This window comes from Chryseobacterium taichungense (assembly GCF_900109935.1).
Lineage (GTDB): Bacteria > Bacteroidota > Bacteroidia > Flavobacteriales > Weeksellaceae > Chryseobacterium > Chryseobacterium taichungense.
Genome location: NZ_FOBV01000001.1, coordinates 137,359 through 163,542, shown reverse-complemented (window position 1 = coordinate 163,542; position 26,184 = coordinate 137,359). Strand labels below are relative to the sequence as shown.

Here is a 26,184-nt window from a genome sequence, read left to right as displayed (position 1 = left end):
ACAAGAGAAATAATGATTGAAAATCAATGAATTACACGATCGGTCTATTGAGCATCTCTCTTTAATTAACATACTCTTGGCTTCAGGTTTAATCAAAATAAAACCGGCCGGTAAAAGCCAGCCGGTTTATAATATATGCTGTAAAAACTACTTCTTGTTCTGCAGCTTGCTGTAAATATTATGAATCAGCCCGTCCGCGACAGATATTTTCGGAACAAAAATCCTGTTGATTTCCGACCATGACATCACATTGTTGAAAATTTTTAAGGCATGAACCAAAACATCGGCCCTGTCTTCCCGGAGATTGTATTTGGTCATTCTTTCATCCACGGTGAGATCATCAAATTCCTTGTAGACTTTCTTCAGGTGCGTCAGTGACATTGGTTTGCCATCTTTTGTTTTGCTCATGGAGAACACTTTATTGATATTCCCTCCGGAACCTATTGCCACGATCGGCTTTTTACTGTTGATATTTTTCCGGATTTCCTCTTTCATATCTTTCCAGTTGTCGGGCGTTACCAGATTATTCAACAGACGGATCGTACCGATATTGAAAGATTTCTCATAAAGCATCTTGCCGTTTTCGTAAAAAGTAAGCTCGGTCGAACCTCCGCCCACATCAATATAAAGGTAGGCAAATTCTTTGTCGAGGGCTTCTGCCACATGATTTTCAAAAACCAGGGTGGCTTCTTCATCTCCTGAAATGATCTCAATATTGATTCCGGATGTTTTTTTAACTTCATTAATGATATCCATTCCGTTAGAAGCATCACGCATCGCACTGGTAGCGCACGCTCTGTAATGTTCAACGTTGTAAATTTTCATCAGGTCACTGAATATCTTCATGGAATCGATCACCATTTTTTCCCGCTCTTCACCGATTTTTCCCAAACTGAAAACGTCCATTCCCAGCCTCAGAGGAATTCTCAAAAGGTTCAGCTTAATGAATTCTGGCTTTTTGTTATTGATTTTTACTTCATTGATCAACAGTCGGGCTGCGTTACTTCCTATATCTATGGCTGCAATCTTCATTCTTTATTCGTTTTAGCATGTAAATATCGGTAGGTTTCTACCTGAGAACGGCATTCTTCTTTATTGTTGTGAATATACTCGTTGCTCAATTTTTTATCTAAAATACGAGCTTTTACATTATCTTTCAACTGTATATCGAGAATATCCTTCAATTCTTTCTTCAGGTTTTTATCGGTGACCTTTGCGGCGGCCTCAATTCTGTAATCAAGGTTTCTGGTCATCCAGTCGGCTGATGAAATATAGATGTCTTCTGCACCTTTATTATAAAAATACATGACTCGGGCGTGCTCCAGATATTCATCAACGATGCTTATTGCTTTTATTTTTTCTTTAAATTCCTTTTGGTTTACCGCACAATAAATACCTCTTACGATCATTCTGATTTGAACTCCCGCATTAGCGGCCTCATACAATTTTTCAATCAGAGATCTGTCGCTTACGGAATTGGCTTTTATGATCATCTCTGCATGTCTTCCTGCTTTGGCTTCTTCAATTTCTTTGTCGATATGATGAACGATTTTTTCACGCATAAACTGAGGGCAAACCAGCAGATTTTTACATGTTTTGAGAACTGATAAATAATCATCTTTCGGCTTTTTAAGCACATTAAATACTTTGTTGATGTCTGCCATTATTCCCCGATCTGCAGTCATAAGCAAATGATCTCCATATATTCTTGCTGTTTTTTCATTAAAGTTTCCTGTACTGATAAATCCGTACTGAATTGTCTTATTATGAGATCTTTTTTTGATGATACACAGCTTGGCGTGAACTTTCTTATTCGGAAGACCTACTAAAACCGTGATGCCTTCAGGTTCCAGCATTTCTTTCCATTCAAGGTTGGATTCTTCATCAAACCTGGCCTGAAGTTCAAGCATTACCGTTACTTCTTTGCCATTTCTGGCTGCGTAAATAAGGGCATTAATAATTTTAGAGCTGCTCGCCAGACGATAAGCCGTGATCTGAATAGATTTTACATCAGGATCCATGGCGGCTTCCCGAAGTAGGTCGATAACGGGATTGTATTTGTGGTAGGGGAAAGTAAGAAGAACGTCATGTTTTAAGATAACATCCGTTACTCTTTCACCGTGTTCAAAATCAGGATGCGTAAAAGATGTTCTCTCTACAGGTCTTTCATACTTCTCAAACACATCCGGAAAATCCATAAAGTGTTTGAAATTATGAATTTTTCCACCCGGAATAATGCTGTCTTTTTTGGTTAAATTTAATTTTCGGATAAGCATTTCCAGTAACGCTTTATCCATATCCTTATCAAAAACAAAACGGGTCGGTTTTCCTTTTCTTCTGTTTTTTAAACCTTTTTCTATTTTTTCTGCAAAGTTGGTCCTGATATCATTATCGAGATCCAGCTCAGCATCTTTTGTTACTTTGAATGCATGCGCCGAAAATTCATCATATCCAAAATAGGAGAAGATGTGTGGTAAATTAAAGGTGATCACATCTTCCAGAAGCATCACATCCTTTTCCTGAGGGTCATCCGTTGGAAGCAGGACAAATCTTCCCACAAAACGTGACGGAATTTCAATAATAGCATAGTTGCTGGAATACTGCCAGTCTTTTTTTCTCATGGCAACACCCAGATAGAGACTTTTATCCCTCATGTATGGCATAGGAGTATTTTCATGAAGAAGAATAGGAATTACATTGGATTCTACCACTTCGTCAAAATACTTTCTGACAAATTCTTTTTGCGTCGGCGTTAAATTTTTTGAGGTTTTAATAAAAACATGATGATCGGCCATTTCGCCCTGAATCTTCCTCCAGGTTTTATCAAAATTTTGCTGATGCCTGATTACTATATCATTGATCTTCTGAAGAATTTTGGACGGAGGCTGATAAAATGATTCTGCAATTACCTTCTCTTTAAAATCCATCGCGCGTTTTAATCCGGCAACACGCACCCTGAAAAATTCATCTAAATTATTTGAAAAAATTCCCAAAAATCGGATTCTTAAATGTAAAGGGACGTTCTCGTCCATGGCCTCCTGAAGCACCCTTTCGTTAAAGGCAAGCCAGGTAATATCTCTCGGATTAAAATGTAATGACATTCGCTAGTTTATATTTTACCAAAAATAATGATTCACCTTTTCTTGCAGCGATTTTCAACGTTAAGCTTTAATTAAATTTAATATAGAGCCCTCACGCAGATTGATTTTTGCAAGTGATTAAAGTTATTAAAAATAGACGTGAATGTAAGACTGTTCATTGAAAATTTTTACAGCATAAGTGACAGTATGGTCAAATTTATAAAAGTGAAAATTCAATTTAAATAACCCATGGATATATTCTGAAGCTCTTTATTGACGCTTGTTTGAATGATGTGTGTCAATTTGTCACAAAAATTTGAATGGTATAAATATTGAGAAATACTGAATGTAAATAAAATTTAAAATAGAAAAAATAAAAATATTATGAGTAAAATAATCGGAATTGACTTAGGTACAACCAACTCTTGTGTTGCTGTAATGGAGGGAAAAGACCCAGTTGTTATTCCTAATGCAGAAGGTAAAAGAACAACGCCTTCTATCGTAGCATTCACAGAAGATGGTGAGAGAAAAGTTGGTGATCCTGCAAAAAGACAGGCGGTAACCAACCCAAAGAAAACGGTATATTCTATCAAAAGATTTATCGGAACACACTTTAAAGAAGATGCTGCTGAAATCTCAAGAGTACCTTACGAAGTTGTATCCGGACCAAACGATACAGTAAAAGTAAAAATCGACGACAGAGAATATACGCCACAGGAAATTTCTGCAATGATCCTTCAGAAAATGAAGAAAACTGCAGAAGATTATCTTGGACAGGAAGTAACAAGAGCGGTAATTACGGTTCCCGCATACTTCAACGATGCGCAAAGACAAGCAACTAAAGAAGCTGGTGAAATTGCGGGTCTTAAAGTAGAAAGAATTATCAATGAGCCTACTGCTGCTGCGTTAGCTTATGGTCTTGATAAAAACCACAAAGATCAGAAAATCGCTGTGTATGACCTTGGTGGTGGTACTTTCGATATCTCTATCCTTGATTTGGGAGACGGTGTATTCGAGGTATTGTCTACAAACGGTGATACACACTTAGGAGGTGATGACTTTGATGATGTGATCATCAACTGGATGGCTGACGAGTTCAAAGCTGAAGAAGGTGTTGACTTAAAATCTGATGCTATCGCATTACAAAGATTGAAAGAAGCTGCTGAAAAAGCAAAAATCGAGTTGTCTTCTTCTCCACAAACTGAAATCAACCTTCCCTATATCACCGCAACGGCTACAGGTCCTAAACACTTAGTAAAGACTTTAACAAAAGCTAAATTCGAGCAATTGTCTGCTGATCTTGTAAGAAGATCTATGGAGCCGGTTGCTAAAGCATTGAAAGATGCAGGGTTATCAACTTCTGATATCGACGAAGTAATCCTAGTGGGTGGTTCTACAAGAATCCCGATCATCCAGGAAGAAGTGGAAAAATTCTTCGGTAAAAAGCCTTCGAAAGGAGTTAACCCGGATGAGGTTGTAGCAATCGGTGCAGCAATCCAGGGAGGTGTATTGACAGGTGATGTAAAAGACGTTCTTTTATTAGATGTTACGCCACTTTCTTTAGGTATTGAAACAATGGGTTCTGTTTTCACTAAATTAATTGAAGCGAATACGACGATCCCAACTAAAAAATCTGAAGTGTTCTCTACAGCTTCTGATAACCAGCCAGCTGTAAGCATCAGAGTAGGACAGGGGGAAAGACCAATGTTCAACGATAACAAAGAAATTGGTAGATTCGACCTTACAGATATTCCACCGGCACCAAGAGGAGTTCCTCAAATCGAAGTTACTTTCGATATCGATGCCAACGGTATCTTAAGTGTTTCTGCTAAAGATAAAGGTACCGGTAAAGAGCAGACAATTAAAATTCAGGCTTCTTCAGGTCTTTCTGACGAAGAAATCGAAAGAATGAAAAAAGAAGCTCAGGAAAATTCTGCAGCGGATGCTAAGAAAAAAGAAGAAGTTGAAATCTTCAACAAAGCTGACGGGTTGATCTTCCAGACTGAAAAGCAATTAAAAGAATTCGGTGAAAAACTTTCTGCTGACAAAAAAGCAGCCATCGAAGCTGCTCACGGTGAATTGAAAACCGCTTTCGAAGCTAAAAATGCAGATGATGTAAAAGCTAAAACAGAAGCTTTAGACGCAGCATGGATGGCAGCTTCAGAAGAACTATACGCCGCAGGACAACAGCCTGGCGCTGATGCAGGTGCACAAAACCCTGGAGGTAACAATGCAGGTGCTGATGATGTACAGGATGCCGACTTCGAAGAAGTAAAATAAGTATTGATTAATCAATAATAAAATAATTAAAAACTGCCTTAAACATTGAGTTTAAGGCGGTTTTTGTTTATGCAGTTTTACTTATGTTTCACCCTGAACATTTTAGGGAACATCTTCATTTTCTTTTTAAAGAATTTACCAAAAAAAGACTGATCACTGAAATGAAGCTCTTCTGCGATCTGGGTGATGGAAAGATTAGAATTTAAAAGCAGATCACGCGCCTCAATAATAACCGAATTGGTAATAATCGTACGGGTAGATTCACCGGAAGCTTCTTTTATAATACGTGTCAGATAGCTCGGGGTCACAAAAAGCTTCTCGGCATAAAACTCAACCGCTCTCTCTTTTTTGGAATGCTCTGAAAGCAGGACAAGAAACTGGTTGATAAGATCCTTTTTTCTTGATGTTTTAGGATCAATCATCCTTCTGTCATTATAACGGTATATTACCATCAGCTCAAGGAGCAGTGCATTAAAATAATGGTTGATAATATCTTTCGAATAGTAATTTTCCTGCTCATCCGCCAGGCTGATCTTATCAAGCAGAAACCTTATCGTTTCCCTTTCATTCAAGTCAGGATGTAAGATCGGAGTATTTCTTTCGGAAAAGAAGATGACCTCATTGATGTAATGCATGTGGCGGATATTCTTCTGAACAAAAGAATCATTGAATACAATACCTTTTGCCTTGACATGGGAGCCTTCGCTGGCTGGATGAACAATTGAATTTGGGGTGAAAATAACAATATCATCTTTTTTGATATGTATTTCTTCAAGATTAATTTGCATATTTCCTTCCCCTTCTGTAATCAGCATGATAGCGCAATTGTCTGTTCTGAAAGGATATTTGTAAGAATGTTCATCAAGATCATGAGATTCCCGGATCATGAAAAAGTCATTGTTGCTTTTTTGATGATCACCAGTCTTATCGATCATTTTAAAAAGATCGTGGAGATTATGAAAAACAATATCTTTATGAGTCATAGCTTTTAATATGAACGTTAGTAAAGTTAATAAATAAGCCGCAGGATCATGTTACCAATGCGAAAATTCATCATCCAGCTGATTTTTCAATTCGATATTTACGTTAAAAATAAATTAATAATCCTTTCAGCTCGCTGATAATCGAAAGATGGTGATAAAACAACATCTGCTCTTTTCTTAAGAAAATCAGCAGAGATATAAAACCCTGAAACCATAGAAGCAAAATCGGTCAGAAAAAGTAAAGCATTGTTGTAGGATGTTTTTCCTTCACGGATACAAACTGAGATTTCAGGAATCATTTCTGCCAACGGAAAAAATAATTTCTGACCGAGTTCTGAAAATTCATTCTGTGTAAGCATATAAATATCCAGATAAGGATATTTTTTGCATTTTTCAGTATTAAAATCAATATATCTTTCCAACTTATCCTTCAGTGAGAGATCTTTAATGTCAATCCAGGCCGGAGCAGGAAATTCATTGATCATTTCATTAATGATGATATCAACAAGATTTGATTTCGTACGGAAATAATAATGAATTGCTGTTCTGTCCATACCTGCGCTTTGTGCGATCTGCTGTGTTGTGGCATCAAACCTGCCTTCCACGAAAAGCAGATATTTGGCAGTTTCCTTTATTTTTTCTTCAGTATTCAAGATCTTCGCTGGTAGATTGTCGATTATCAGGATATCGTATGCAACCTCGCTCTTGAGATATTTTGTTCTACAATAAAGAACTCCGTTTTATACAATTCAAAAACAGGTTTAAGCTCATTTTCCGAAAATAAAGTTTCAGAAGATACACACAACAATCTGAAATTGTTGTCGAGATATTCACACTGGCAGTTGGGAATGATTTCCAGGATATCTTCCCTTAGCCAGAACGCATCTATAATTTTTTTGAATCTTGTTTTAAAAAGCACATTGTTTTTCATATCTGTTTTTTATCTGTTCAACGATTACGCTAAGATCTTCCGGAGTATCTTTCACAATTCTTTTTACTATCAATAAATTCCATAGTCTGGCCAGAAAACCTGAAACAGAAGTACTAATGGTTATTTTCAATCCCTTCTCTGTATCTTCCATTACATATCGATGTTGAAATCCCAATCACTCCAGTGGTCAATATCTGTAATCAGTTTCCAAACCTCTTTTTTATCAATCAGCTTACTGGTTACAGATACGGCCCGGCTCTTCATGTATTACCTTTCATATTGGTTAATAATGCAAATTTCTGTAGTGAAAGGTTAATAAAAAAGGTCTGAATTCGGTGTAAACTGGTCAGAATCTGAACAGGATGAAGCTTGTAAACACATTAACAGCGATAGAGTAACCGATAATACTTGGAGCCTATGGTCCGATCCCATTATTATTTGCAGTGTAGGAAGCTCTCAAAAATAAGCTGTTTAACAAGGCAGAGATCCCGTACGCCCCCACCGTTGTCCCTCGTGCGAAGGAAGAGAGTTCCTTCGCTCGGAGGATGAGGCTTGCTTAGTACGAAGGATAGGGTGTCCTCAGTACGTGGGTTCTTGTAGTGGAAATATAACATCGACTTTACCCATTAGCGCGAATTTCCAGGTCCGTGCTTTTTCAATGTACAGAGTGATGTAAAAAATGATATTAAAGATAGTAAGCATATTACTCCATACCTAAGTGATCTCCACTTAGGCAGCTAAGTGGGGTACCCTTAGCATGCTAAGTGACATCCCCTTACGTGGCTAAGCGATATTCATTGACGACCGAAGAAATCAACAGGCAGAAATTAACCTCTATTGTCAGCTCATCGTTGATCGTACCAGTGTTGATGTGTTGACCGTACGGTCAAGGGTATGTTGACCGCCCGATCTAAGGGTCGTTGACCATCCGATGTAAGCGGTGTTGACAAAACATATTAGCATTAATCACCATGTTACCATCCCGATTGTCATCCCGTAGGGATCTAAACCCAAACCCTTCCATGTTAACTTTAAAAGCTATGCAGAGATTCGCAGGGAATGTCAAAGCAGAATACATCCTACAACAGCGTTTCGTTTTAGACCAATATCAGACAAAAACAGACCTTTTATTATGTTTTTCCTTACCTCAAATTTGCATCGTGAACCAATTTACGATTGAATTCACTTTAATGGTAAAATTTATTTTATGATAGTGAGAAGAACGAATAGTCTTTTTTTATTAGGAAGCCTGCTGCTGCTTTCAGCATGTGGTAAAGAAGAGCAGCCTACAGCCAAAGCCGAACCCGTAAAGGTGGGTGTGCAGAAAATAGAGGTCGTTTCCCGGCCTGAAACATTTTCTTACAGTGGAAATATTCTGGCCGACAATAGTGTGAGTATTGGATTTGGAGTTTCCGGACGTGTAACCGCAGTCTATGTTCAGGAGGGACAGCGCGTATCGAAAGGTCAGCTTTTGGCGGCCATTGAAACCAATACCTATCAGAATGCCCTGGCCGTTGCCGGTGCAGGGATGGAGCAGGCTCAGGATAATTTCAACCGTCTCAACCAGCTTTATCTTAAAAAAAGTTTACCGGAAAGGGATTATATCGCCGCAAAAGTAGCGCTGGCACAGTCTAAAGCCAATAGAGAGATGGCTATGAAAAATTTGAGAGATACGAAGCTGTATGCCTCTTTTTCAGGAATCGTTTCTCAAAAACAAACCGAAGCCGGCGCCACGGCAGCACCCGGTATTCCGGCATTTACTATTGTGAAAACGGATAAAGTATATGCGACTGCATCCATCACGGAGAATGAGATCAGCGCACTTAAAATAGGAACGCCTGCAGAGGTTTCCATTCCAAGTCTTAACCGTACGATCCATGGAAATATCACCATCATCAATCCCCAGGCGGATGACAATTCCAGAACGTACACCGTAAAGATTCGTCTCGACAATCCGGGAGGGCAGATCCTACCGGGGATGATCACAGATATCAACATTAATACCGGAAAAAACAAAGATGCCATTATCCTTCCCGCTCAGGCAGTACTTAAAAATCCTGACGGTTCCAGTTATGTGTATACCGTAAAATATGCTAAGAACGGCGCCACCGCCTTTAAAAAGAGATTAGAAATGCAAAATATGGCAGGTACCAGCGATGTCATCATCAAAAGCGGACTCACTCCGGATGACCAGGTTGTTGTTTCCGGACAGACACGTCTGGAAGACGGTAAACCTGTTAAGTTTTAATTTAAGAATAAATGAAAGAAATGACGAATAAAAAAGTGCATTTTCTGGAAGCTGCGATGAAGCACAAGCAGGTGGTGATTGTGCTGGTGGTACTGTTGATGGTGATGGGGATCAATTCCCTGATGAATATGCCCCGAAGCGAAAACCCGCGTATCGATATGCCTACAGCTGCTGTATACGCTTTTTATCCCGGAGCCGATGAGCACCAGGTAGAAGAGGAAGTAGCCAAAAAAATAGAACAGTATCTTTTCTCCTTTGAAGAGATCAAAAAGAAAAAAGTAAAAGCTGAAGTTAAAGAGGGACAGGTATTCTTTACCGTAGAAATGAACACCAATGTAAAAGACCGTAAGAAGTTCTGGCACACCCTTCAGCTGGACATGGATGTCAATTTGCGTCCAAAACTTCCAGCCGGCGTTGTCGGGCCATTTATCAACAGCAATTTTGCCGATGTAACGGCCATGATCATTTCAGTGTCTTCCAAAGAAAGATCCTACGCTGAGATCGAGAGCTATGTCGATAAACTGGAAGACGGATTAAAGGTGATCCCTACGGTTTCCAAGATCAACCGTTCCGGTGGACAAAGACAGCAGATTTACATTAAGATTAATGATCAAAAACTGCAGCAGTACGGTTTTGGAGTGAGTACGTTGGTAAATGCCATCCAGCAGCAGAATGTAACGGGATATAACGGAGAAATATCAGGAGGTTCAAATGCCATTATCCCGGTATATACCAACAGCCGTTACAAGAATATGGCTGATATTGCCGAGCAGATCGTGTATACCACACCGGCAGGTAATGTTGTAAGGCTGAAAGATGTGGCTGACCTTGAAAGACGTTTTGAAGAACCTTCCTCATTTGTAAGGGTAGGTAATGAAAAGGCTATGGTACTGACCGTTGATATGCAGCCCGGAAATAATATCGTTGCCTTCGGAAAAGAAGTGGAGAAAAAGATCGAGGATATTCAGAAAGATTTCCCTCCTGATATTCATATGAAAACGATCGTGAATCAACCGGAAGCAGTGGGAGAAAGCATCAGCCATTTCATGGTTGAGTTTGCCATGGCGATTGGTTCTGTGGTGCTTGTGGTTATGCTGCTGCTTCCTATACGGGTAGCCGGTGTGGCTTCTGCAGCAGCGCCTATTTCTATCGTGATTACGTTTGGACTGATGCAGATCGTGGGGCTGGAGCTTCACCAGGTAACCCTTGCCGCTTTGATCATCGTTCTCGGTATGGTGGTGGATAACGCCATAGTGGTCGTCGACAACTATATCGAAAAGCTGGATGAAGGCATTACCCCCTGGACGGCCGCATGGACGGCCGCCCAGCAGCTGTCGCTCCCGATCTTTACGGCAACAATGGCCATTATCTTTGCATTTGCCCCGTTGGCCTTGTTTATGGATGGCATTGCAAAGGACTTTATGTTCTCACTACCCATCACAGTCGCTATAGCGCTGATTACATCGATGCTTGTCGCGCTGTTCCTTACGCCATACACCTGCTATGTATTCATTAAAAAAGGATTAAAGCATAAAATGAGTGACCGGCCGCTGAAGAAAAACATGCTGGATCATCTTCAGACCGTTTTTGATAATGGGGTTGGATTAGCGTTTAAATGGCCGAAGACAACCATGCTTGTAGGTGTGTTATCCATTGTCAGTGCCTTGTTCATCGCCACGAAAGTTGACCCCGAGTTTTTCCCGCTCAGCGAAAGAAACCAGTTTAATATGGAGGTATGGATGCCAAATGGGACCTCGCTGGAGAAAACGGAAGCTAAGGTAAAAGAACTTGAAAAGATCCTTAAGAAAGACAATCGGGTCGTGGATATCACCAGCTTTGTCGGGATGAGCTCTCCGCGATTCCATACCTCCTATGCGCCGGAATCTCCTAAAAAATATTTTGCGCAGGTTTTCATTACGACAACTGGTAACGACGCATCTAATGAAATGGTAAACGAATACCTGGAAAAACTGAAAAACTTTATACCTGATGGCTATATTAAGTTGAAGCAGCTCAGCTTCCAGGAAGGTTCACCCATTGATATCCGTGTGGTAAGTGATAATGAAGCCGACCAGCGGAAAGTAGCCCTGGAGGTGAAAAAGATCCTTGAGAACACACCGGGAGCCAATAATGTGCGTTTTGGCAGCGAATACGATTATATGGGTGTTAAGCTGAATGTAGATGATGTAAAAGCTAACCGTCTGGGCATCACCAATCAGGCCATTACCCAAACGCTCGGAGCCGGACTGAAAGGATATTCCGTATCGACCTTATGGGAAGGCGATAAGCCGGTTGATATCTTTTTGAGGTATGATTCCATCAGCAGAAAAGATATGAATGCCCTTGAAAATCTTCATATTCAGTCTTATCTCGGGGAAAAGATTCCACTGAAAGAAGTGGCCACCTTACAGCCGGAATGGCATACCGGCGTCATTTTAAGGAGGAACGGAATTAAATACACCAGTGTATTGGCAGAAGCACAGCTTGGCCCTAAGCCTTCAAAAATCCTAAAAGAAGCCCAGCCGAAAATTGAGGCGCTTGCATTACCTGCAGGAACGACCATCCAGTATGGTGGTGACGCCGAATCAACATTGGAAAACACCCCGGGAATGATGCTTTCGCTTTCTGTGAGCCTTATCCTGATTTTCCTTACGCTGCTGTTCCAGTTTAAAAGTCTTGGAAAAGCACTCATTATCCTGTGCACGTTCCTACTGAGTCTTTTCGGGGCCTTCTTCGGACTGTTCGTTACCGGAAATCCATTAGGGATGACAGGCTTTATGGGAATCATCAGTTTGATCGGTATTGTGGTAAGAAATGGGATCATCCTGGTAGATTATGCCGATGAGCTGATCCGGGAACATGGATATACCCACAAAGCGGCAGCTATGGCGGCAGCCAAACGAAGAATGCGTCCTATATTCCTTACTTCAGCCGCTGCGGCTGTTGGAGTAGTTCCGATGATCCTGGGAAAATCTCCGATGTGGGCACCGCTGGGAAGTGTGCTGGCTTTCGGGCTCATCTTCTCTATGATCTTTACGCTTTTCATTGTTCCGGTGATGTATTACAAGCTTCTGAAAGATCCTGTACCTAAAGATGAAACCCCTGAAGATCAATTGGACGATGAGGTTATTTTATACAAACCAAAACCTCATCACGAATAATTATAATCAAATTTTTTAACCGGTTGTCCTGTATCAAACTCTATTCATAAGCTCCTTCGTTTATTGCTGCAGGGCAACCTTTATATAAAAAAAATGAAAATCATATACGATACGATATCAAAGATAGTTTTGGTGCTGATGTTCACCACGGCCATAAGTTACCAGGCTCAGCAGCGCGTGGTTTCTGTGGATGAAGTGAAAAACCGGGCATTAGAGAACAATAAAAAGATCAAAAAAGCGCAGCAGAATATCGAAGCTGCCAAGGCTGCCAGAACAGCTGCCGAAGCAGGAGGAAAACCTACCGTAGACGGAAGTGTGAGAGGATATTATTTCACCAAACCGCTTTCCAACCTGATACCGGAAGTGTTGGGAAGCGCTAATGTAAATGTTACCCAGGTTCTGTATGCCGGTGGTAAAGTAGAAACCGGGAAAAAGATTTCTTCAGCGGCCGTAGATATGCAGATGGCGCAGAAAAACCTTACCAAAGAAGAGGTAAAACTCTCGGCAGAAACCATGTACTGGCAAATTGTAAATGCCAAGGAGAAAATAGCACTGGCAAAAGAATACATCAAATTGTTGGATCAGCTGCATACCAATGTGAAGAATTCCTTTGATGCGGGGCTCACGTATAAAAATGATCTGCTGAAAATCGAAGTTCAGCAGAACGAGGCTCAGCTCAACCTGAAACGTGCAGAAGATGATCTTAGCATTGCCAAATTAAACCTCGCCCAGATCGCCGGACTTCCTAATTCCGATTTTGATGTAGAGGATGTTGTAAATGGCGGCTTTGATGGTGTTTTAGCAGACAGTCAGCTGCAGCCGCAGAACCGGCCTGAATTATCAATCCTTGCCAAAGCAGTAGAAATCAATGAGCTTCAGGAAAAATTGCTGGATGGTGACCGTAAACCTACCGTTGCGCTTTCAGGCATCGGCTTTTCCAGTGTTGGTAAAAATATTAACCCGGTCAATCTGAAAAACAATATGCAGGGATTTGTAGGAATGTTGTCGGTGAATATTCCGATCTATGACTGGGGAGCAAGAAAGGAGAAGGTAAAGGAACAGCAGTACAAAACCAATGCTCAGAAGCTTGAAATGGAAGAAACAAAAGAACTCCTGGTATTGGAAGTTCAGAATGCGGTGATGCAGCTTAATCAGTCGGTTAAACGCATCGAGCTTGCAGAAAAATCTCTTGTTCAGGCCACAGAAAATCTACGTTTGAATCAGGATCGTTATGACGCAGGAACGGTTGTGGCAGAAGAAGTATTAAAAGCTCAGGTTCTTTGGCAGGAAGCGAAATCGGAGATTCTGGATGCCAAAGCAGAATATAAGATCAATGAAGCTAAGTATAAAAAAGCATCAGGGGTAAATGGTGAGTATTAAGTGTTTTTAGAAGGAAAGGCCTCTTTTCCTTGAACCGGCTGTACATGCAGCCGGTTCTTTAAACTTAAACAGAAAAGTCGGCAGATAAATATAAAATAGATAAGGCTGCTAAAATAATTTATCTTTCTGTTGTATGAAACAAATAGATTAAATATTGGTTTTAAACAGAAAATATTTTTCATTATCCAATTTATCCAACCGGCTGTATTTGCAGTCGGTTTTTTTAAAGTAAAATCTTTATACACAATATAAATTTTAAGCAAATGCATAATTCAAACTTAAAAAGTTATTATTAATTATATTTATATTTGAGAATGAATATCAACAGAATATCTGATCCCGAATTCAAGAAAGAGATTGCATCAAACAGAAATCTCAAACTTTTTCCGGCCGGAACAATCATTTTAGATATCAATTCATACATCAATTATATTCCGCTGGTGATTTCAGGGAGCATTAAAGTGATCCGTACGGAAGAAGATGGCCGTGAAATTTTACTGTATTACCTTACCCCGGGTGAAAGCTGTATCTCTTCCATCCTTTCCGGGCTTACACAAGATACTTCAAAAGTAAAAGTTATTGTGGAGGAAGATGCCGAAATTCTGATGATTTCCCTGCAGCAGGCAAAAGATTGGCTGAAAAAATATCCCGAGTGGACAGATTTTATATTCGGTCTTTACCAAAAAAGATTTGAAGATTTGCTGGAAGTAGTCAATTCCGTCGCTTTCCAGAAAGTTGATACCAGGATATTACATCTCTTGAACCAAAAATCACAGCTTTACAAATCCAAAGAACTTGCTGTAACCCATCAGCAATTGGCTGACGAACTCGGAATTACAAGAGAAGCCGTTAGCCGTGTTCTCAAACAGATTGAAACGGACGGTAAAATAAAACTTTCCCGAAATAAAATTACCCTATTGTAACCTTCATCACTGACAGGCTTTTATCCGCACCTTACATTTGTGTCATCAATTTAAAAATCAATAAAATGTTAGATGCAATAAAAAACCTTTTCGGAATGGACAAAACCGATTATGCGGCGCTTTTAAAAGAAGGTGCTGTAATCCTTGATGTAAGAAGCATAAGCGAATATGACGGAGGACATATCAAAAATTCTATCAATATTCCTGTTGACCAGCTGCAGAAGAATCTTTCGAAACTGAAGGATAAAAACAAACCTGTTATTACCTGTTGTGCATCGGGAATGAGAAGTGCTTCTGCTAAAAGTATTTTACAGAACAATGGCTATAAAAATGTACACAACGGCGGTGGATGGATGAGTCTTAACAATAAAATCTAAATTGATGGAAGCTCATTTTTATAACGTAAACATCTCCTGGAAACAGGACAGAAAAGGAGAAATATCTTCACCGGATCTTTCTCAATCTGTAGAAATCGCAACACCTCCGCAGTTTCCGAAAGGAGTAGAAAATATCTGGTCGCCCGAACATCTTTTCACCGCAGCAGTAAGCAGTTGTCTGATGACGACTTTTCTGGCAATTGCAGAAAATTCTAAATTGGAGTTTGTAAATTTTGAATGCAGTTCTAAGGGAAAATTAGAACAGGTTGAAGGAAAATTCCTGATGACAGAAGTTATTCTGGAACCTGTTGTTACTATAAAAAATGAATCGGACAGAGAAAAGGCAGAACGTGTTCTCCAGAAATCTGAAGCGAACTGTTTGATATCCAATTCGGTGAAGTCTAAAATCACAATGATTCCGCAGATAAGTTTGATGTAGTGTTTATTTCCATAGTTTATAATGTGACCGCCCTTGCAGGCGGTTTTTTATGAATGCTTCAAAAAAAATCCCTTATGTAACTTTCATCACTGTACAGTAGATTCCGCCAATCTAATTTTGTCTTAAAATTAGAAAGAATGAAAAAAGTGTTCACCTTCATCATTTCAACAAGCTTTTTTGCTTCGGTGTTTTCACAGCAAACCGTAATGATTTCCAGAGCCGAAATTGAAGCCAAATCGCTCAACGAAAACCTTCAGGTCAAAATGGCAAAAAGCGAAGCCAGCCTTGCTCAAACCGAACTTCTCGGAACACGTGCAATGTATCTTCCGAATGTGACCGTATCTTACACCTTTACCAATACCAATAATCCTCTGATGGCGTTTGGCTCGACGCTGAATCAGGAACGTATTACAATGATGGATTTCAATCCGGATAATCTGAACAGTCCAAAAAGCATCTCCAATTTTGGGACAAAAGTTGAAGTTCAGCAGCCGATTATCAATATGGATGCGGTGTATCAGAAGAAAGCAGGGCAAATAAAAGCCGATGTTATGAACATCAAAACCGAACGCACCAAAGAATATGTGCAGTTTGAGTTGAAGAAAGCCTATATGATGCTTCAGTTGGCGTATAAAATGAAAGAAACGCTGGAAAATGCAAAGGAAACGACACTTGCCAACAAAAAGGTCATCGATAATTATTTCAAAAACGGAATGATTCAGAAATCGGAAGTTTTGTATATGGATGTTCGTATTAGTGAAATCGACAGCCAGATTCAGTTGGCAGATTCCAATATCAAAAATGCTTCCGATTATCTCTGTTTTCTGTTGAATGAAGATTCAAAAGACAAAATTTTAAAACCCACCGAACCTTTGGAATATAATGGAAATTTGGTTGAAAACGACTTTTCATTAAATACCTCCCGAAAGGATTTGAAAGCGTACAATAAATCATTAGAAGCCTATGATTTAATGATAAAATCGTCCAAAGCAAAATTTCTTCCGAAACTGAATGCTTTTGGAAGCTGGGAAATGTACGACAACAAAATTGCGCAATTTGATGCCAATGGATATATGGTCGGAATTCAGTTATCGTGGAATATTTTTGATGGCTTGAAATCAAAATCCGAACAGGAAAAATACAAATCCGAACTCCATAAAGCCCAAACCGAAATCGAGCAATACACCAAGCAAAGTCAGTTGGAACTCAACAAGGCAGTGAGGTCGGTTCAGGATGCAGATTCCAAAGTTACGTTCACAAAACAAGCTTGGGAACAGAGCCGGGAAGCCTATAGAATCAGGAAAAACAGGTATGACCAAGGCTTGGAGAAATCAGCGGATTTGCTTTCTGCCGAAACGTTGATGTCCCAAAAAGAACTGGAATATCAGCAAGCTATTTTCGAGCATAACACGGCAATTGCTTATCTGCAATTTTTGAAGAAATAATCAACTGTAAACAAACCTCATAGTTTTTTAAAACCTATGAGGTTTCAAAAAAAGAAAACAATTACAATGAAAAGATACATTTATTCAACATTAATTTTAGGAGCCATCACTTTACAAAGCTGCTCCTCAGACCAGGAAAAATCAGCGGTTAACAGCGATGCTCCAGTTTCTGTAACCGTTCATAAGTCTGCAACGGCTTCGAACGGTGCGTTTGTCACAGCCAGCGGAAAACTGGTTGCAAAAAATTCCGTCAATATTTCCACAAGAGTCATGGGCTATATCACTGCAATGAAAGCACAAGTTGGACAAAACATAAGAGCGGGACAGCTTCTGGTAAGCATCAATGCTACTGATATTCAGGCAAAAGGCGGACAAGCCAATGCACAGATTTCCCAGGCTCAGGCCAATTATAATATTGCCAAAAAAGATTACGAGAGATTCCAGAATTTATATAAATCACAAAGTGCTTCCCAAAAAGAGCTTGACGATATGAGAGCCCGTTATGAGATGGCGCAGGCAGGATTGCAGGCTGCACAACAGATGAAAAACGAAGTCAATGCACAATATCGTTATATCAACGTTACAGCTCCCATTTCCGGAACTATTACGGCAAAATTTGCAGAACAGGGTGATATGGCAAGTCCGGGAATGCCTTTGTTGACGATAGAATCCCCTTCTACTTTGCAGGCTCAGGTTTTGGTTTCTGAACAAAACATTACGCAAATCAATGAAGGAATGTCCGTTGAAATTTCGCTGAAATCTTTAAACAAAACGGTTTCCGGAACAGTTTCAGAAATCAGTAAGTCTGCTGCAAATTCAGGTGGACAATATGTAGTAAAAATCAATATTCACAATGCTGCAGATCTGCTTCCGGGCATGTTTGTGAATGTACAGTTTCCTATCAAATCTTCAGAGAAAATCAATCAGAGTTTTCAGGAAAGTGTGATGGTTCCAAAATCTGTTTTGGTAGAAAATGGTCAGCTCACAGGCGTTTATGTGGTCAGTTCACAAAATACGGCAGTGTTGAGATGGCTGAAGACAGGAAAAACATTTGGTGACCAGGTTGAGGTTTTATCAGGTTTGGATCCTAAGGAAACGTATATCCTGACCTCGAACGGAAAATTGTATAACGGAGCAAAAGTGCAAGTAAAATAGCGTAACAATATATCAATGTAGCAATTTACCAATGAAAATCATTGTCACACTGTTAGATTGATTCATTGTTACATTAAAAAAAATATTTTTTATGGAAAAAGGATTCGCAGGACGTATTGCCGAATTTTTCATCAATTCAAAGCTAACCATTCTGTTGATGATTGCTTTGATGATTATAGGGGTATACAGTTCCACATTAATACCAAGAGAAGAAGAACCTCAGATTATCATTCCGATGGCGGATGTAATGGTCGGTTACCCAGGCGCCAGTCCGAAAGAGGTGGAAAGCCGCATCGTAAAGCCTCTGGAAAAGATTATTTCGAACATCAAGGGAGTAGAGCATATTCATTCGATGGCAATGAACGGACAGGCTATGATTATCGTTCAGTTTTATGTAGGGGAAGATACGGAACGTTCCTATGTAAAGCTTTATGATGAGCTGATGAAGAATAAAAATATTTTTCCAAAAAATGTAATGGAACCATTGGTGAAGACACGTTCCATCGATGATGTTCCGATGCTCGGACTGACTTTGTGGAGTGATAATCCTCATTATAATGATTTTCAGCTTGGCCAGATAGGAGAGGAATTATCTTCTGAAATTAAAAAAATAAAAGATGTGTCTCTTACCAAAACAATTGGTGGAAGAAACCGCCAGCTGCAGGTCATTTTAGACAAGGATAAAATGGCTGAACTGAATGTGGACGCTCTATCGGTGATGCAGATGATTCAGGCCAATAACGGAAGTTCACAATCAGGAAAATTTGATTCAGGCGATTCAGAATATCTTCTAACAACAGGTCAGTTTCTCAACTCAGCTGAAGATGTGGAAAATCTGGTTGTCGGAACATCGCAGAATATGCCGGTGTATCTGAAGCAGGTGGCAACTATAAAAGACGGAGCATCCGATCCTGCGAATTATGTAAGCTTCGGATATGGAAATGCTGTAGAAAACGGTAAAAAGTTTAAATCGGAATATCCGGCGGTTACCGTTTCAGTTTCGAAAGTAAAAGGCGCTGATGCAATGAAAATTTCTGAACAGATTCTAAAAAAAGTAGAAGGATTAAAGAAAAATCTCATTCCGAATGATGTGCATGTAGAAGTCACCAGAAATTATGGAGAAACCGCCTCACACAAAGTTTCTGAGTTGTTGATGCACCTTGGTGTCGCGATTTTGGCAGTAACTGTTCTGGTAATGCTGGCAATGGGTTGGCGAGGAGGTTTGGTAGTATTCTTTTCGGTTCCGTTGACGTTTGCTTTAACTTTATTCAGCTATTATATTTTAGGATATACTCTGAACAGGATTACACTATTTGCGCTGGTTTTTGTAGTCGGAATTGTAGTAGACGACAGTATCATTATTGCTGAAAACATGCACAGGCATTTTCATATGAGAAAACTGCCGTTTAAACAGGCTGCAATTTATGCCATTAATGAAGTAGGAAATCCTACCATTTTAGCAACGTTTACGGTTATTGCTGCGATTTTACCAATGGCTTTCGTATCAGGAATGATGGGGCCTTACATGTCGCCGATGCCAATTGGAGCTTCTATCGCAATGATGCTTTCTCTTTTTGTGGCATTAACGGTTACACCATATCTCGGCTATCATTTGCTGAAAGTAAAAGACAAACAGGAACATACAGAAGAGCAAGGTCTGGAAACCGGCAGGATTTATAGAATTTATAAAAAGATAGAGCAGCCACTCCTAAATTCAAAATCAAAAAGATGGACCATGATGGGGATTACGGTTGTTTTGTTGCTGATTTCCATAGCTGCATTTTTTACCAAATGGGTGGCGGTAAAAATGCTTCCGTTTGACAATAAAAATGAAATTCAGGTAGTGATTGATATGCCAGAAGGAACAACACTGGAAAGAACATCTGCGGTAACACAGGATATTGCGCAATACCTGAAGACTGTTCCGGAAGTGTTGAATTATCAGAATTATATCGGGTCTTCTGCTCCGATTACATTCAACGGATTGGTTCGTCATTATGATATGCGTGGAAGCAGTAATACGGCGGATATTCAGGTGAACCTTCTGCATAAGGAAGATAGAGATGCACAGAGCCACGATGTTGCTAAAAACATCCGTCCTGAAATTCAGAAAATAGCTGCCAAATATGGAGCTAATGTAAAAGTGGTGGAAGTTCCGCCGGGGCCACCGGTTCTTTCAACAATTGTAGCAGAAATCTACGGACCTGACTACGAAGGCCAGATAAAAGTGGCAAAACAAGTGGAAGATATTCTGAAGAAAACCGATGATGTCGTAGATGTTGACTGGATGGTAGAAGCGCCTCAAAAAGAATTCAAGCTCGTTCCCGATAAAGAAAAAGCAATGCTTAACGGTATTGTTCCTCAGCAAATCGTTGGAAATATGACTTATCTGATAGGTGAATATCCTATTGGAAATCTTTATGACGAAAAATCCAACGACCCTGTAGATATTGTAATGAAGCTAAAAAATGCTGATAAATCTACAATTCAGGATATCACAGGTTTGAAAATCAAAGGACAGATGGGGATGGTTCCGGCTAGTGACCTTGTAAAAGTAGAAGAAAAAGAACTGGATAAAACTATTTACAGAAAAGACCAGAAGAGAGTAGTCTATGTTCTTGCTGATATGGCAGGAAAATTGGAAAGTCCGGCCTATGCGATTCTCGGAATGGAAGAAAAGCTAAAAAAAATCCAGCTTCCGAATGGATATTCAATGAATGAATTGTATATGAACCAACCTGAAGACGAGGGCAATTATACGGTGAAATGGGACGGAGAATGGCAAATTACATTGGAAGTTTTCTGTGATTTGGGAACTGCTTTTGCGGTCGTGATCATTATTATTTATATGCTGATTGTCGGCTGGTTCCAGAATTTCAAAACACCTATTGTAATGATGGTTGCCATTCCGCTTTCACTTATTGGAATCGTGTTAGGTCACTGGTTATTAGGCGCATTCTTTACGGCAACTTCCTTTATCGGAATGATTGCCCTAGCGGGTGTTATGGTAAGAAATTCCGTTCTTTTAATTGACTTTATAGAAATTCGTCTGAAAGAGGGAATTCCTATGAAGCAGGCTATCATTGAAGCCGGAGCGGTAAGAACAACACCGATTTTATTAACGACAGGAGCCGTAGTAATAGGTGCTGTAATTATTCTTTTCGACCCGATTTTCCAGGGATTGGCTATTTCACTGGTATTTGGAGCGATCGTTTCTACATTGCTTACGCTGATTGTCGTTCCGTTGGTTTATTACATCACCGAAAAGAAAAAATGGCAAAATGTCGCTACAAATCAAAAAACAAATATCGAACTCTAACAGTTTAATTTAAAATTATGCAGACAAGAATTGTACACGCTGTAGCGGGAACCATTATTTTAATCAGCCTTTTATTGGGGATTTATATCAATGAAAACTGGTTTTGGCTGACCGGTTTTGTCGGAGTTAATATGTGGATCCACGCCCTTACAGGCTGGTGTTTGATGTATATGATCCTAAATAAATTTGGGGGTGAAAAATGATGATATGAAGTGTTCCGGATAATGTTTAAAGTAGCCCTTTCGACACATAGCGAAGGGCTTTAACTAAAATTTAAAGGCTTTCACCACAGAATGGGAAAGCCTTTTTTCTTTGCCATAAAAATTCTTTTTAAAGAAAGGGACTTATACATTAATTACAATAAGCGGTTCGCGGATTGGTGCTGTTTCCGCATTTAAACTGATATTTAAATTGCAGGTATTTCGGTGTAGGATTATCTGTAACTTCAAGCGGAGTCATCGCTTGTCCGTTATAGGAAGGCATGGTAACCTGCGCGGCAGAACCATTACCTAGAGCAGTATTTTTCGCACTGGTATTTCCATTGAAACTATAATCCATCATAGCATCCAAAAGACGGTACACTCCATAATAGTCCAATGCGTCAAAAGTCACTCTTGAACTTGGCATTGCATGGTCTGTTACATAATTGTACCCGTTAATAGTAGATGATTTAATATAAATGAAGTCTTTTTGAGCATTAGGAATATTGATGTTTTTAAAGATATCGATTGCCATCCTGTGATCGTTGACATCATCTTCATCGTAGACCTGGGTAATCATTTTGGTATTGGGAGGGAAATTTTGTAATTGCTGTTGAGTTGTTAGCGGGCTGTCCCAGTTAAAAGCATACCACGGCGCCATCGTGAAAAGAAAACGTCCATTCTCTCCCCATCCTTTTTCTGTAAATGCTTTGTATGCCAGATCGATACTGGTACCACCACCAAAAGAGTGCCCCATAAAACCTACTTTCTGAGTATCAATAATGTCGGAATAATCTTCCGCGGCCTTTGTGAAGCCTTCCCAAAGCGTCTGGTAACGGTGGTCTACACTTACATCAAAAGTACGGTAAGGTACAAATACCACCACATAACCTTTCTTCGCAATAAAGTTATACAGCTCTATATTGTATTCTTTATCCTCGCCACCATAGGGATGCGAAAAAAATATAGTTGGTCTGGGAGTAGTAATTCCCTGCGGATAGAAAATAGAAACCTTAGTGCCTGCGTATTGTGGATTATCAAAATCAATTTCTGCCACTTGGTAATTTCCATCTGATCCATATCCCGAAGTTGGTTTCTGTATAGGTCCCTGGAGACTAAGCAAAGAGTTTTTCTGCGTCATAGTTTCTGCAGTTTCGTCATTATCACTGCTGCTTTGAGAGCATGCTGAAGCGGTAATGAATATCATGATTACCCAAGAATAAAGTAGTTTTTTCATTTTCTTTTATTTTTAAAGTTTTGAATCATTTGATCTTTAATCTCCTCATATTTTTTATACTGTTCCTCGCTTAAAATTTGGCTGAGCGCATTAGATTTTTCTTTCTGTAAAGCTTTCAGTTTTTTAAATTTGGAGACTTTGCTGTCATTACTTTGAATGATAGGCTCATTCTTCTGGGCGTACTGAAGGTTAAGTGCTGAGATCTGCTGAACTTGTGAAGCATTTAAGGTTAATTTAGTCGTCATCCACTCCGTCTGCATTTTTGCACGTTGTTCCGGAGTGCTGTCTTTTAATTTACTTTTCTGTGCTGATAAGCCTGTACATGCAATGCATATAAAAACCGCTACCAGAAAAGTCGTCTGTTTTTTTGTGTTTAGAATCATCTTGGAAATTTTAAGTTTTTAATAAAACAAATGTAGCAATAGCAATAGCTTATCTTAAAATAAAAAAGGGTGAACCGACCAAATCAGGTGGTAAAACAGATCATTGGTCCAGCCATTTTCTAAACATCATGGCTTTTGCCTTACTGACGATTACCTGTTCCTGTGGTGAAGGATGAATTTTGATTAAAAGTCTTCCGTTAAAAAAATATTCTATGGTATCTATGGCGTTCCGGTTAACAATAAACTGACGGTTAGCCCGGAAAAAAAGTTCGGGATTCAGCTCTCGTTCCAGCTGTTCGAGTGTGAATTCTATGGTATATTTCTGTCCGTCTGCTGTGCAGGCATATACAATTTCATTGGCCGTATAAAACCAACTGATTTTAGCGGAATCTACAGGAATAAGTCGGCCACAATAATGGATCAGGAAAGACTTTTTATAATTCTTTGTTGCAGACTGAAGCTGTTGCAGTAAGGCTGATGTCTTGGTCTGTTCCAGTTTGATATCAGCAGCAATGATGGTATTGTATTTCAGTAGAGTACGTTGGATTTCCTCTTTATCAAAAGGCTTTAAAACATAATCAATTCCATTGTTCCGGAAAGCTTCTAGTGCATAATCACTGTAAGCTGTAACAAAAATGACCGGTTTTTTGATGCTTGTTTGTCTGAAAATTTCAAATGACAGTCCATCTGAAAGTCTGATATCCGAAAATATAAGATCATAATCATGATTACATGCAGACAAGTAATCTACAGATTCCGCGATGCTTTGTAAGGTTGTAATAACCTCAATATCAGGATTTATTTCTTTCAGTATAAATTCCAGATTTCTTGCTGTGGCCGCCTCGTCTTCTATCAGTATAATACGGAGGTTTGGGATCATAATAATGGCAATTTAACTATAAAATATTCACCGTTCTGATAAATTTCTATCTCATGGTTTGTTTGTAATCTGTATCTTTCATTCAAGTTGGTTAGGCCAAGTCCGGTGCTTTCTGCTTCGCTGCTCATCGGTTGAAGATTGTTCTTTACAATGATCCTGTCATTTTCGTCATAAATGTTGATAATCAAAGGATTTGAAATTGTAGCCTTGTTGTGCTTAACAGCATTCTCCACCAGTGGCTGTAGTGACAAATGAAGCAATTTTTTGTCTGTAACATGCTTATTGATATTGATCTGAATCTGAAAGGCATTTTCAAGCCGCATTTTTACGAGCTGAATATAAGACTCCAAATGCTGAAGCTCTGTATTTATCGTTACCATATCGTTACCTGAATGCACAAGCGTGTATCTGAAAACCTTAGACAGATGAAGGATATAGGATTGGGCAAGGTTGGGATTTTCCCTTACCATGGCAGAAAGACTGCTTAGCGTATTAAACAGAAAATGTGGATTAAGCTGTTCCTGAAGCAACTTCAATTGAGCCTGGAGATAAGCTGTATGCAGCTGTTCATTAATAAGATCTTTATTTCTGCTTTCGCGCATCAGAAGAATAAGGCGAATAACCACTGCAATCATTACGCTGCTGAGTAAAAATCTGGCAAAATATCCTCTGATTCGGATCCTCGGAAGAGGCAGCGATCCAAATAATGCATTATGAATGAAACTCCCTAAAATAATAAACGCCACAATCAGCAATATATTGAAAACATATAATTTCGGCCACTGCTTGTTTTCCCTGTAAATGCTGAAAAGTTTTCCCTTTGAAAGGTTAAGATGCAGCAAAACCACACAAAATACCATATTATACAGAAACTGGAACCCGTATTCCCAAATGTTGAACTGCCAGTAGCGGGCAATAATTCCATCGGAATTAAGGGCCATCAGCTTTGCGGAATTGGCGACCAAAGTAATCAGCAGGGCGCTGTAAATATAAATTTTTCTCTCGTTTCTGATCATTTGTACAAAGAAAGTAAAATATTAATTCCAATGATATAAATAAAATGTTCAAACTGAAAAACTAAAGGGTGAAATGTTTATTGACTGGAGATTTTTAAAATTAGGGCCGAATAAGTTTTTAAATTATTTTCCAAAGTCTAATGATAAATTTATTTAAAAAACACAAGAAAATGTATACATTCGTATAATTTTAAAACCGATTAAAAATGAGAATTTCTAAGATACTTTTCCTGTTGGGAATGTTTTTATTCCAGTTAAATTTTGCTCAGGAAAAAGCGGATGTTGTGCTCAATAAAGCACTCACTGAAGCAAAAGCAAAAAATAAAAATGTACTTCTGATGTTTCATGCTTCCTGGTGCAAGTGGTGTCACGTAATGGAAAAGAATATGAATCTTCCTGAAACCCAATCTATTTTTGAGAAAAAATTTATTACGGCTTATGTAGATGTTCAGGAAATGGGAGATAAAAAGAAACTTGAAAATCCCGGAGGAGAAGAACTAATGGACAAATATAAAGGAAAAGATGCCGGCCTCCCTTTCTGGTTGGTTCTGAATCCTAAAGGGGAAGTTCTTGCAGATTCTTTTAATGATAAAAATGAAAATCTGGGATGCCCGTCAACTCCTGAAGAAGTCGATGCTTTCGTTGCAAAACTTAAGAAATCTTCAAAGATGAATGATAAGGATCTTCAGACGATACAAAAAGTTTTTACGAAGAAGAATTAATAAGTTCGGGCGAAACCAAAGGTTT

22 protein-coding genes are annotated in these 26,184 nt (G+C 39.3%); 12 read left to right on the top strand and 10 right to left on the bottom strand.

Features of this window, described 5'->3' with window-relative positions:
• Positions 1–147: 147 nt before the first annotated feature.
• Positions 148–1,032: a Ppx/GppA phosphatase family protein gene (locus BMW64_RS00790; RefSeq protein WP_089997958.1), complete on the bottom strand. Its 885-nt coding sequence runs from the start codon at positions 1,030–1,032 to the stop codon at positions 148–150.
• A complete protein-coding gene (gene ppk1 / locus BMW64_RS00785) occupies positions 1,029–3,101 on the bottom strand; it encodes a polyphosphate kinase 1 (RefSeq protein WP_089997957.1) in 2,073 nt (690 codons plus the stop codon). Before ppk1 ends, BMW64_RS00790 begins: the two co-directional genes overlap by 4 nt.
• A 363-nt stretch (positions 3,102–3,464) precedes the next feature.
• Between ppk1 and dnaK the strand changes: the two genes are divergently transcribed.
• The gene (gene dnaK / locus BMW64_RS00780) at positions 3,465–5,360 is read left to right on the top strand and encodes a molecular chaperone DnaK (protein ID WP_089997956.1); all 1,896 of its coding nucleotides are present in this window, start codon (positions 3,465–3,467) and stop codon (positions 5,358–5,360) included.
• Positions 5,361–5,437: 77 nt separating this feature from the next.
• On the opposite strand, the gene BMW64_RS00775 is transcribed toward dnaK, so the two are convergent.
• The 4 genes from BMW64_RS00775 to BMW64_RS20540 form a co-directional block, all read right to left on the bottom strand.
• Entirely contained in the window at positions 5,438–6,343 is a 906-nt protein-coding gene (locus BMW64_RS00775; RefSeq protein WP_089997955.1) for a helix-turn-helix transcriptional regulator, read from the bottom strand.
• Positions 6,344–6,441: 98 nt separating this feature from the next.
• Entirely contained in the window at positions 6,442–6,996 is a 555-nt protein-coding gene (locus tag BMW64_RS00770) for a TetR/AcrR family transcriptional regulator (protein WP_228400813.1), read from the bottom strand.
• A 26-nt stretch (positions 6,997–7,022) separates the two neighbouring features.
• On the bottom strand, positions 7,023–7,274 hold the full coding sequence (locus BMW64_RS00765; protein ID WP_089997953.1) for a hypothetical protein: 252 nt from the start codon (positions 7,272–7,274) through the stop codon (positions 7,023–7,025).
• Entirely contained in the window at positions 7,252–7,425 is a 174-nt protein-coding gene (locus tag BMW64_RS20540; RefSeq protein WP_177175206.1) for a hypothetical protein, read from the bottom strand. Before BMW64_RS20540 ends, BMW64_RS00765 begins: the two co-directional genes overlap by 23 nt.
• 1,056 nt (positions 7,426–8,481) lie before the next feature.
• On the opposite strand from BMW64_RS20540, the gene BMW64_RS00755 reads away from it, so the two are divergent.
• The 10 genes from BMW64_RS00755 to BMW64_RS00705 all read left to right on the top strand — a co-directional run bounded on the left by BMW64_RS00755 (position 8,482) and on the right by BMW64_RS00705 (position 21,924).
• A complete protein-coding gene (locus BMW64_RS00755; RefSeq protein ID WP_089997951.1) occupies positions 8,482–9,522 on the top strand; it encodes an efflux RND transporter periplasmic adaptor subunit in 1,041 nt (346 codons plus the stop codon).
• Positions 9,523–9,542: 20 nt separating this feature from the next.
• The gene (locus BMW64_RS00750; protein WP_177175205.1) at positions 9,543–12,683 is read left to right on the top strand and encodes an efflux RND transporter permease subunit; all 3,141 of its coding nucleotides are present in this window, start codon (positions 9,543–9,545) and stop codon (positions 12,681–12,683) included.
• 93 nt (positions 12,684–12,776) lie between these two features.
• Complete coding sequence (locus tag BMW64_RS00745) at positions 12,777–14,063, top strand: TolC family protein (RefSeq protein ID WP_089997950.1); 1,287 nt, start codon at positions 12,777–12,779, stop codon at positions 14,061–14,063.
• A gap of 314 nt (positions 14,064–14,377) precedes the next feature.
• Positions 14,378–14,986 (top strand): Crp/Fnr family transcriptional regulator, encoded by a 609-nt coding sequence (locus BMW64_RS00735; RefSeq protein ID WP_089997948.1) that lies wholly within the window; start codon positions 14,378–14,380, stop codon positions 14,984–14,986.
• 65 nt (positions 14,987–15,051) lie between these two features.
• Positions 15,052–15,363, top strand: a complete 312-nt coding sequence (locus BMW64_RS00730) for a rhodanese-like domain-containing protein (protein ID WP_089997947.1) — start codon at positions 15,052–15,054, stop codon at positions 15,361–15,363.
• A 4-nt stretch (positions 15,364–15,367) separates the two neighbouring features.
• Positions 15,368–15,802: an OsmC family protein gene (locus tag BMW64_RS00725; RefSeq protein WP_089997946.1), complete on the top strand. Its 435-nt coding sequence runs from the start codon at positions 15,368–15,370 to the stop codon at positions 15,800–15,802.
• A 137-nt stretch (positions 15,803–15,939) separates the two neighbouring features.
• Entirely contained in the window at positions 15,940–17,247 is a 1,308-nt protein-coding gene (locus BMW64_RS00720) for a TolC family protein (RefSeq protein ID WP_089997945.1), read from the top strand.
• Positions 17,248–17,313: 66 nt separating this feature from the next.
• Positions 17,314–18,402, top strand: a complete 1,089-nt coding sequence (locus tag BMW64_RS00715) for an efflux RND transporter periplasmic adaptor subunit (RefSeq protein ID WP_089998484.1) — start codon at positions 17,314–17,316, stop codon at positions 18,400–18,402.
• 91 nt (positions 18,403–18,493) lie between these two features.
• Complete coding sequence (locus tag BMW64_RS00710; protein ID WP_089997944.1) at positions 18,494–21,721, top strand: efflux RND transporter permease subunit; 3,228 nt, start codon at positions 18,494–18,496, stop codon at positions 21,719–21,721.
• Between the two features lie 17 nt (positions 21,722–21,738).
• Positions 21,739–21,924, top strand: coding sequence for a YgaP family membrane protein (locus BMW64_RS00705; RefSeq protein WP_089997943.1), 186 nt, complete (start codon positions 21,739–21,741; stop codon positions 21,922–21,924).
• Positions 21,925–22,072: 148 nt separating this feature from the next.
• On the opposite strand, the gene BMW64_RS00700 is transcribed toward BMW64_RS00705, so the two are convergent.
• The 4 genes from BMW64_RS00700 to BMW64_RS00685 all read right to left on the bottom strand — a co-directional run bounded on the left by BMW64_RS00700 (position 22,073) and on the right by BMW64_RS00685 (position 25,437).
• Positions 22,073–23,158, bottom strand: a complete 1,086-nt coding sequence (locus tag BMW64_RS00700; RefSeq protein WP_089997942.1) for an alpha/beta hydrolase — start codon at positions 23,156–23,158, stop codon at positions 22,073–22,075.
• Positions 23,155–23,541: a hypothetical protein gene (locus tag BMW64_RS00695; RefSeq protein ID WP_089997941.1), complete on the bottom strand. Its 387-nt coding sequence runs from the start codon at positions 23,539–23,541 to the stop codon at positions 23,155–23,157. The genes BMW64_RS00700 and BMW64_RS00695 overlap by 4 nt, the downstream gene beginning before the upstream one ends.
• A 100-nt stretch (positions 23,542–23,641) precedes the next feature.
• Complete coding sequence (locus BMW64_RS00690; RefSeq protein ID WP_089997940.1) at positions 23,642–24,421, bottom strand: LytR/AlgR family response regulator transcription factor; 780 nt, start codon at positions 24,419–24,421, stop codon at positions 23,642–23,644.
• Positions 24,418–25,437: a sensor histidine kinase gene (locus BMW64_RS00685; RefSeq protein ID WP_089997939.1), complete on the bottom strand. Its 1,020-nt coding sequence runs from the start codon at positions 25,435–25,437 to the stop codon at positions 24,418–24,420. Before BMW64_RS00685 ends, BMW64_RS00690 begins: the two co-directional genes overlap by 4 nt.
• A 206-nt stretch (positions 25,438–25,643) precedes the next feature.
• Here BMW64_RS00685 and BMW64_RS00680 point away from each other — a divergent pair, with 206 nt between their 5' ends.
• On the top strand, positions 25,644–26,159 hold the full coding sequence (locus tag BMW64_RS00680) for a DUF255 domain-containing protein (protein WP_089997938.1): 516 nt from the start codon (positions 25,644–25,646) through the stop codon (positions 26,157–26,159).
• Positions 26,160–26,184: the final 25 nt, after the last annotated feature.

Bases quoted from the DNA above. Each gene is read 5' to 3' on its own strand.
- BMW64_RS00685 (WP_089997939.1), bottom strand. From the start codon at position 25,437: ATGATCAGAAACGAGAGAAAAATTTATATTTACAGCGCCCTGCTGATT.
- BMW64_RS00745 (WP_089997950.1), top strand. From the start codon at position 12,777: ATGAAAATCATATACGATACGATATCAAAGATAGTTTTGGTGCTGATG.
- BMW64_RS00765 (WP_089997953.1), bottom strand. From the start codon at position 7,274: ATGAAAAACAATGTGCTTTTTAAAACAAGATTCAAAAAAATTATAGAT.
- BMW64_RS00775 (WP_089997955.1), bottom strand. From the start codon at position 6,343: ATGACTCATAAAGATATTGTTTTTCATAATCTCCACGATCTTTTTAAA.
- BMW64_RS00715 (WP_089998484.1), top strand. From the start codon at position 17,314: ATGAAAAGATACATTTATTCAACATTAATTTTAGGAGCCATCACTTTA.
- BMW64_RS00730 (WP_089997947.1), top strand. From the start codon at position 15,052: ATGTTAGATGCAATAAAAAACCTTTTCGGAATGGACAAAACCGATTAT.
- BMW64_RS00700 (WP_089997942.1), bottom strand. From the start codon at position 23,158: ATGAAAAAACTACTTTATTCTTGGGTAATCATGATATTCATTACCGCT.
- BMW64_RS00705 (WP_089997943.1), top strand. From the start codon at position 21,739: ATGCAGACAAGAATTGTACACGCTGTAGCGGGAACCATTATTTTAATC.
- BMW64_RS00695 (WP_089997941.1), bottom strand. From the start codon at position 23,541: ATGATTCTAAACACAAAAAAACAGACGACTTTTCTGGTAGCGGTTTTT.
- BMW64_RS00735 (WP_089997948.1), top strand. From the start codon at position 14,378: ATGAATATCAACAGAATATCTGATCCCGAATTCAAGAAAGAGATTGCA.
- BMW64_RS00690 (WP_089997940.1), bottom strand. From the start codon at position 24,421: ATGATCCCAAACCTCCGTATTATACTGATAGAAGACGAGGCGGCCACA.
- dnaK (WP_089997956.1), top strand. From the start codon at position 3,465: ATGAGTAAAATAATCGGAATTGACTTAGGTACAACCAACTCTTGTGTT.
- BMW64_RS00790 (WP_089997958.1), bottom strand. From the start codon at position 1,032: ATGAAGATTGCAGCCATAGATATAGGAAGTAACGCAGCCCGACTGTTG.
- BMW64_RS00755 (WP_089997951.1), top strand. From the start codon at position 8,482: ATGATAGTGAGAAGAACGAATAGTCTTTTTTTATTAGGAAGCCTGCTG.
- BMW64_RS00720 (WP_089997945.1), top strand. From the start codon at position 15,940: ATGAAAAAAGTGTTCACCTTCATCATTTCAACAAGCTTTTTTGCTTCG.
- ppk1 (WP_089997957.1), bottom strand. From the start codon at position 3,101: ATGTCATTACATTTTAATCCGAGAGATATTACCTGGCTTGCCTTTAAC.
- BMW64_RS00710 (WP_089997944.1), top strand. From the start codon at position 18,494: ATGGAAAAAGGATTCGCAGGACGTATTGCCGAATTTTTCATCAATTCA.
- BMW64_RS20540 (WP_177175206.1), bottom strand. From the start codon at position 7,425: ATGGAAGATACAGAGAAGGGATTGAAAATAACCATTAGTACTTCTGTT.
- BMW64_RS00750 (WP_177175205.1), top strand. From the start codon at position 9,543: ATGACGAATAAAAAAGTGCATTTTCTGGAAGCTGCGATGAAGCACAAG.
- BMW64_RS00680 (WP_089997938.1), top strand. From the start codon at position 25,644: ATGAGAATTTCTAAGATACTTTTCCTGTTGGGAATGTTTTTATTCCAG.
- BMW64_RS00725 (WP_089997946.1), top strand. From the start codon at position 15,368: ATGGAAGCTCATTTTTATAACGTAAACATCTCCTGGAAACAGGACAGA.